Origin of the sequence: Methylobacterium sp. BTF04 (genome assembly GCF_010692745.1) — a bacterium.
GTDB lineage: Bacteria > Pseudomonadota > Alphaproteobacteria > Rhizobiales > Beijerinckiaceae > Methylobacterium.
The window spans coordinates 1-7,792 of sequence record NZ_JAAHTB010000079.1; the positions used below are offsets into that span (position 1 = coordinate 1).

The 7,792-nt window shown below is 61.2% G+C and carries 6 protein-coding genes and 1 pseudogene; 4 read left to right on the forward strand and 3 right to left on the reverse strand.

Annotated features, from left to right (window positions below; translation table 11 throughout):
- Window positions 1-631: 631 nt before the first annotated feature.
- Together G3T14_RS22430 and G3T14_RS22435 are read left to right on the forward strand one after the other, a co-directional pair.
- Window positions 632-3,106, forward strand: a complete 2,475-nt coding sequence (locus tag G3T14_RS22430; RefSeq protein ID WP_163644735.1) for an EAL domain-containing protein — start codon at window positions 632-634, stop codon at window positions 3,104-3,106.
- Between the two features lie 510 nt (window positions 3,107-3,616).
- Entirely contained in the window at window positions 3,617-3,883 is a 267-nt protein-coding gene (locus tag G3T14_RS22435; RefSeq protein ID WP_163644736.1) for a hypothetical protein, read from the forward strand.
- Window positions 3,884-4,073: 190 nt separating this feature from the next.
- Here the strand turns inward: G3T14_RS22435 and G3T14_RS22440 are convergent, their stop codons facing one another.
- The gene (locus tag G3T14_RS22440) at window positions 4,074-4,364 is read right to left on the reverse strand and encodes a hypothetical protein (protein WP_163644737.1); all 291 of its coding nucleotides are present in this window, start codon (window positions 4,362-4,364) and stop codon (window positions 4,074-4,076) included.
- A gap of 28 nt (window positions 4,365-4,392) precedes the next feature.
- On the opposite strand from G3T14_RS22440, the pseudogene G3T14_RS22445 reads away from it, so the two are divergent.
- Window positions 4,393-4,524, forward strand: a pseudogene (locus G3T14_RS22445) (IS6 family transposase); the annotation flags it as partial.
- Window positions 4,525-4,840: 316 nt separating this feature from the next.
- On the opposite strand, the gene G3T14_RS22450 reads toward G3T14_RS22445, so the two are convergent.
- Together G3T14_RS22450 and G3T14_RS22455 are read right to left on the reverse strand one after the other, a co-directional pair.
- Window positions 4,841-6,919, reverse strand: coding sequence for a PAS domain-containing protein (locus G3T14_RS22450; RefSeq protein ID WP_163644740.1), 2,079 nt, complete (start codon window positions 6,917-6,919; stop codon window positions 4,841-4,843).
- 43 nt (window positions 6,920-6,962) lie between these two features.
- Window positions 6,963-7,160, reverse strand: a complete 198-nt coding sequence (locus G3T14_RS22455) for a type II toxin-antitoxin system ParD family antitoxin (RefSeq protein WP_163644738.1) — start codon at window positions 7,158-7,160, stop codon at window positions 6,963-6,965.
- Between the two features lie 280 nt (window positions 7,161-7,440).
- Between G3T14_RS22455 and G3T14_RS22460 the strand changes: the two genes are divergently transcribed.
- A partial coding sequence (locus G3T14_RS22460; protein WP_163644739.1) for a recombinase family protein occupies window positions 7,441-7,792 on the forward strand: 352 nt, incomplete at its 3' end.

Here is a 7,792-nt window from a genome sequence, read left to right on the forward strand (position 1 = left end):
CCCTTTGGCACCATCCTCAAAACCGTCGGCGCCTGAACCTCACGATTACGGGGGTGGGTAATTACGCTCGCAGTGTCGCGGACGTCAATCGCAACCTGCAGTCGCTCGCCTCGTGAATCAACCTCCTTAGTATTGGCTATGGGCGGATGCGGAGTTTTCGGCCGCCTATATCTAAATAGATCAATGGCTTACAAATTAGATCGGTGCAAAAAACGGATGCAGGATAATAGTTTTTGCTCAGGCCGGTCACCTTTTTTCTCACGGTGGGATAAGCATTTTGGGAAAGGCACTGTTACTTAGTGTCTGTCCGGAAACCTGCCGTTGAAATCATTGAGCTTTCAGTAGGACTCAAATCGCCGTTCGAGACGTTCCGCTTGGGAAGGCGGCATTTTCCGCTAACCAAAAACGCCGTTTCCCTCTGCGAAATGTTTCCGGACAGACACTTAGAGGAAATATTGGCAGAACAGGTCGAAAGTGGCCGATCCGTTAGTAAATAATGCAGAGTAATCTCGTTGAATGAGATTGAATCGAGCTGACTATGCAGACCACCGAACACGTCACCCCTCTATCGGCTTCATCCACCGTCCCGTTCGACGGCTTCCGTGATCCAGAGCTCGACGCCGTATGCCAAATGGCAGCTGCGCTCTTCAGCGTTCGCTCCGCCTTCGTCTCGCAGCTGGACGACACGTGTCAGTGGTTCCTTGGTCGCGAGGGCCTGATCCTTCCGGGCACGCAGCGGGAGATCGCGTTCTGCGACCACACGATCCGCGGTGAGGCGCATGCGCCGCTGATCGTCCTCGATACCCGCCGCGACCCGCGCTTCGCCGCCAATCCGCTCGTCACCGGAGCGCCGTTCCTGCGCTTCTACGCAGGCATGTCGATCAACCTCGGCGACGGGACGCATGCGGGCACCGTCTGCATCGCCGACACCGTTCCGCGCGACGGATTCAGCGCGGCCGAGGTCCGGCGCCTGTCGGACCTCGCCCTGTTCGTCGAGGCGACCCTGCGCGGGCGTGCCGCCCAGTCGGAGGCACGGCGTGCCCACAACCACGGCGAGGCGTCGGACTCCCTCCTCCGCACCACCCTGGAAAGCATGGACCAGGGCCTGCTGATGACCGATGCCGAGGACCGGGTCCGGATCTTCAACCGCCGCGTCGCGACCCTGATGGGCGTGCCGGAGGAGCTCCTCTACGACGGCGCGCCCTTCGCAGCGGTCCGGGCCTACCAGGCGGAGGCCGGCGAGTTCGCCCACCTGCCCGCCGCCCTGCGGGCCTCGTTGGAGCGCGGCGCGCCGGAGGCCCGCATTTCCGATTACGAACACGTCCGCCCCAACGGGATGGTGCTCCAGGTTCGCACCCTGCCCCTGCCCTACGGCGGCCTCGTGCGCACCTTCACCGACGTGACGGCACGGCGGGCGGCGGAGAGCGCCTTGCGGGCGAGTGAGGCCCGCTACCGGTTGCTGGCCGAGAATGCCAACGACGTCATCGTTCTTGGCGATTTCAACAGGCGTCGCCTCTACATCTCACCGGCCGCCCGCATCGTTTTTGGCTACGAGCCGGAGGAGCTCGTCGGTACCAGCTTGGACGAGTTCTGCCATCCCGAAGACGCGCAGGCCCTTGCGGAACACTGGTCCCGGATGACGACAGGCCAGGAGAGTCGGCTCGTCACCTGCCTCCGGCATCGGCACAAGGATGGACACTACGTCTGGATCGAGGCGTCTCTTCGCGTTCTGCCGGACGCGCAGGCCGGCGATGGAGTCAGCTACGTGGCCACCCTGCGCGACGTCAGCGCACGCCGCGAGGCCGAGGAACGGGTCCGGCACATGGCCCTGCACGACGCCCTGACGGGCCTGCCGAACCGGACGCTGTTTCGCGACCGCCTGGATCAGGCCATCGCCCATGGCCGCCGGGCCAGTACCGGTTTCGCGGTTCTCGCCTGCGACCTCGACCGCTTCAAGGCCGTAAACGATAGTCTCGGTCACCCCGCCGGCGACGCGCTACTGCGCGCCGTCGCAGAGCGGATGCGCGCCGTCCTGCGGCCCTACGACACCATAGCCCGGCTCGGCGGCGACGAGTTCGCCATTGTGCTCACCTACCTTGACCACCCCCGGGAGGCCGCCGGCCTCGCCGAACGGCTGATCGCGGCGGTGAGCGAGCCGATCGACCTCGACGGACAGAGCGTCGAGGTGGGCGTTAGCATCGGCGTGACCGTCGCGATGGAGCGGGATCACGATCCGGACGAATTGTTCAAGCGAGCCGACATCGCCCTCTACGAGGCCAAGGCGGCGGGCCGGAACACCCATCGGGAATTCGAGCCGGATGCGGGCGCGCGCATCGCCACCCGCGGTCAACTTGTCCTCGACATGAAGGAGGCGATCCGCCGCGACGCGTTCCACCTCGCCTATCAGCCCGTGGTCGACGCCGCGACGGGGGTGGTACTGAGCTTCGAGGCCCTGATGCGCTGGCGCCATTCGGCCAAGGGCGACGTCGTCCCCAGCGCCTTCATCCCCATCGCCGAGGAGACGGGGATGATCGTGCCCCTAGGCGCCTGGGCTCTGCAGGAGGCCTGCCGGGAAGCAGCGCACTGGCCCGGTTCGATCCGCGTCGCAGTGAATGTCTCGGTGGTGCAGCTGCGGCGCCCGGGCATCGAGGCCACGGTGCTGTCAGCCCTGGCCGCGAGCGGGCTCCCAGCGAACCGGCTCAAGCTGGAGGTGACCGAGAGCGTGCTGATGCAGGATGCCGAGGCGGTGATCGCCTGCCTGCACCGCCTGCGCGCTCTAGGGGTGCGCATCGCCCTCGACGATTTCGGCACTGGCTACTCGTCGCTGAGCTACCTGCGCCGTTTTCCCTTCGACCAGATCAAGATCGACCGGGCCTTCATCCGCGACATCGCAGACCCCGATGCCGCCGCGATCGTGCGCGCGGTGGTCGGCATCGGCGAGCGCCTCGGCATGAGCATCGTCGCCGAAGGTGTCGAGACCCGGGAGCAGCTCGACCTCGTACGCCGGGAAGGCTGCACGCAGGTCCAGGGCTTCCTCTTCAGCCAGCCGCTGACACCGCAGGAAGCGCGGGCTTACGTCCAGACCCAGGAAACAAAGGTCGCATAGGCGTCTAGCTCATCAGAAATCTTGATTACTTCGCCCTCCAGCACTGCCTCTATTCTTGTCGATTAAAAATCCTATATATCTGTTTATAAATATGAAAACGTAAGGATAAAATCATGAACGTTTTGTCAATACAATTGATCGTCTTCACCATCAAAAACTACTAATTAATAATATTACTATATAGGAATAACGACAGATAACATTATACGTCGCCACATGTCCGAAAAACGACTGCTTTCCGGACATATCGTAGCGGACGCTGCGTGACTGTCTGATAGTAAGACCCCTGCCACACTTGGCGGGATAGCTCGTCCATCTGCGCAAGCCTCGACGCCGGCATTGAAGGCGGCTTGCTCGCGTGAGGTCATGCTGCTGGGTCCTCGAATTTAATCCGCCTCAGTGCGTGCGCGCTGGCACGTCAAGAATTGATTGGGCGCCCCATCTTAGTTTCAGGCAGCGAGAAACAGACCTAATCCTAGGCTGGAGCTGCAAAGGAGCTAAGTCATCAACATGAAGACCCGTATCGCCGCCATCGCCACCGCTCTTGTCCTTGGCGTTGCTCCGATCTCGTCCGCGATGGCTTTCGAGAGCCCCTCCCGTTACACTGCCTTTTCGCCTTACGATGTCGAAACCACCGGCTCGCTCGACGGGCGTGGCGATAATTTCTCCCGCAACCCGGCTAACTGTCCGATGAGTTCGGCGGCCGAGGGCAACGCCAACCAGCAGAATTTCCCGGTCAAGCAGTACGGCCAGACCTCCGGCGGAAACCGCTGCTGATTGGCTGACAGGATCGCACTCATGGGGTTGAAGATCTTCAACTACGCGATAATCGAGCCTTCGCCTGCAGTTTGGTCGCGACCGCTGTTGGCTCGGCCAACGTGGCGATGGGGTTCTGAGGGCAGATGCATTGAAGGAATTCCGAGGTTTGAGCAGCGGGGCGAAAGCCTTGCCATTTCCGTGTGCGGGATCATGAGCGCCACCCCGGTAGGCCAGCCCAGGCTTCGCTGAGGATGACTTCGCGATGGTCAGCCTTGCACGGCGCCTGTTCGCGGATGAAGGCCAGCGCGTAGTTGAGGGCCTCACCGCCCCCAGCCTGGATCAGATCCTCGCCCTTGCGGCGGATGGCCTTGAAAAAGGCAGTCGCTGCAAGGCTTGGAGCTATGGCGTGCTCCATCGCAACGACGAGGGCCAATAGCACCGAGACGATCGGCGCGAGAGCCGGAGTATCCGGCGGGGCAGAGGTAGTTGTGCGAGGCATCATTCTGTCCTGTCAGGCTGCGCGGGATCCGCCCGCGATCGCAGCTGCGAGGAGCGACGGCCTCCTGGCGTGTACCCCGACGCACTACGTGACCAAACACCTGCAGCAGGGCATCGAGAGCGACCACTTCCGGGTCAAGAAGAACATGCCCCGGATCGGCAAACTGTTGAAACGATGCGCGTCGAGGCTCGAACAAGCTGTTGGCGACACTCGGGAAAGAAATATGATATACAAGAACAATATGGAGTTAAAAATCAATTAACTATGAAATAGGAAATTGAGGCGGTATAAGCATGCGTGAAACCTCCGATCACTCAGCTCAAAGCTGGGCTGGTGGGGGGGGGCTAGGCTCGAGCCTCCGGGTGTTCCGCATAATACAGAAATAAATCTCAGCAGACCCAGATTAAAAAGTTAGTAAAACGACCATATTACCGATATGATACGCCTGCAACGTACGGCCCATATTGGATATACGGCTATGCATGATGGGCCTGCTCTTTGCTACCCTCGATCATTGAACGGATGCGTGCAGCCATGTTGTCCATCGCGAACGGCTTGGTCAGCACCCCCATCCCCATTGGAAGCGTCCCGTTGCCGAGGATCGCGTTCTCCGCGTAGCCGGTGATGAACAGCACTTTGAGGTCAGGCCGGCGCGCGCGCGCTGCGTCTGCCATCTGCCGCCCGTTCATCCCGCCGGGCAGGCCCACGTCCGTCACCAGCAGGTCGATGCGCACGTCTGATTGCAGTACCTTGAGGCCCGTCGCGCTGTCACCAGCCTCGATGGCCGCATAGCCGAGATCTTCGAGGATCTCAGTGATCAGCATGCGTACGGTCGGCTCGTCGTCCACCACCAGCACGGTCTCGCCCTGCTCAGAGCGGGGCAGGTCGGAGATCCCCTCGACTGCGGTCTCGTCTTCGACCGCTCCATAGTGGCGCGGCAGGTAGATACGCACGGTCGTACCCTGTCCGACTTCGGAGTAGATGCGTACCTGCCCACCTGATTGCTGCGCAAAGCCGTAGATCATGGACAGGCCTAAGCCCGTACCCTCGCCGAAGGGCTTGGTGGTGAAGAACGGCTCGAACACTCGCGGGATCACCTCGGGCGGCATACCGGTACCGGTATCGGTCACGGAGAGGCTGAGGTACTGGCCTTCCGGCAGGTCGTGCTGACGTACCGCGCGTTCGTCCATCCACTTGTTGGCAGTCTCGATGGTAATGGTACCACCATCCGGCATCGCGTCGCGGGCATTGATGCACAGGTTGAGCAAGGCGCTCTCAAGCTGCGGCGGGTCTACCAAGGCAGGCCAGCAATTGGTCGCACCGACCACCTCGACCAGGATGCCGGGTCCGACCGTGCGTTGGATCAGATCGTGCATGCCCGTAGCGAGCCGGTTCACGTCCGTGGGCTTCGGGTCGAGGGTCTGGCGTCGCGAGAAGGCAAGCAGGCGATGCGTCAGGGCGGCCGCGCGCTTCGCTGCCCCCTGTGCGACGGTCATATATCGGTCCACGTCCGTGAGACGGCCCTGCTGCATACGCGTCTGCATCAGTTCCAACGAGCCGGAGATGCCCGCGAGGAGGTTGTTAAAGTCATGCGCGAGCCCGCCAGTAAGCTGGCCTACCGCCTCCATCTTTTGTGCCTGTCGCAGCGCATCCTGCGTAGACGCCAGTTCAACATCTGCTCGCAAGCGGGCCGAGATGTCCTTTGCGTAGTGGAAAGCGCCGATGATGCAGCCCGCACTATCTCGTAGGGGTGAGTAGGAAACCTCCCAGCAGGGCTTCGCGAGGTTCGGGTCGCCGAACTCTTCAGTGACGGTGTACACCTCGCCTGTCAGTGCACGCGTCATGAACCCGCGCATGACCGAGGATTGGTCTGATGGAAACAGATCGGGAAAGATGTCGCCGATCTGCACCCGGTAGGCAAAAATGCGATAGAATTCATCTCTATGAGCGCGATTAAAAGCGATCAGTCGATAATCCGTATCGAACGCACAGATGGGGTCCGCGGAGGACTGAACAATATACTGCGAGATTTGAAGCTGCGCTGTCCGTTCCTGTACCTGCTGTTCCAGCGTGGTGTTCAGATCACGCAACTCGGCCTCCTTGCGTCGCAGGTCTTCCTCCGCTTGGACCCGCGCTGTGGTTTCGGTGCAGGCGCAGAACATGCCGCCGACGGAACCGTCCTCGTGGCGGACGGGTGAGTACGAGAACGTGAACCAAACGTTCTCCTCGAAACCATTGCGCTGCATACGAAGAAAAAGGTCTTCCATGTATGTCGCCTCGCCGGCCATAGCCTTCCGGACCAGCGGATCAATGTCTGACCAGATCTCGGACCACACCGCGTGGAAGGCTTGACCGAGGGCATGAGGGTGCTTGTCGCCGAGGATCTCGATGTAGGCGTCGTTGTAAAGGAAGCCGAGTTCATCGCCCCATGCCACGAACATAGGGAATGCCGAGCTGAGCATGAGACTGACGGTCGTGCGCAGGGGCGCTGGCCACGTCGCCGGTGGACCGAGCGGCGAAGTTTTCCAGTCGTGGGCACATATGAGCGCACCCATCTGTCCTCTGTCCCTGAGAACCCCGATAGGCTGGCTTGTCAGCTCAGCCATCGATCGCCTCATGGCTCACAGCGGAGCCCTTGATCGCCAAGAGGGCTGCGGCCTCGTCGCGCTCCAAGAGGCGAAGTGCCAAACGGAGGACTTCGCTGACGCTGCGGTAACGCCCGGTCGCGAGGAAGGCACGCAGGAGAATGTCCTGTTCCGGGGTAATCGAGACGGTGACGGAACGGCGCACGGACATGGGGAAGCGATGCCCGATGATGTTTGTTCTTACAAGCGTCCTAACGCCACAGCTGCGTGATTTGGCTGCCTCTAAGTCCCTGACCGAACTGCCATCAGGAACGTCAGCGTTCCATCGCAATGAGACGGGCGTCCTATCGACCTGCATGTCTAGAAACCGATCGTTTTTCGGACAGGCGGAGCAGGCGCGTCTGCAGCCGCCTCAAACGGCTCCGTTTCTGTCGGGAAAATATGACCGGTTTTCTATTGCGGATTAAACGCGGCTGAATCACTATCCCGACATGCTCGTCGGATATGCCCGTGTTTCTACGATCGACCAGAACCTCAACCTTCAGCGCGACGCGCTGACCAAGGCAGGCTGTGAGCGCCTGTTCGAAGAAAAGAAGTCCGGGAAAGCCGGCACCAAGCGTCCAGAGTTCGAGGCCGCCCTCGCTTACCTGCGCCCGACCGACGTGCTGGTGGTGTGGAAGCTCGATCGCCTCGGGCGCTCCCTCGTCGAGATGATGCGCACCATCGACTCCTTACGTTTGAAGGAGATCCATTTTCGCAGTCTAACCGAGCAGTTCGACAGCGACACAGCCCATGGGCGCTTCGCTCTTCAGATGCATGGCGCCATGGCCGAGTACTTCCTCG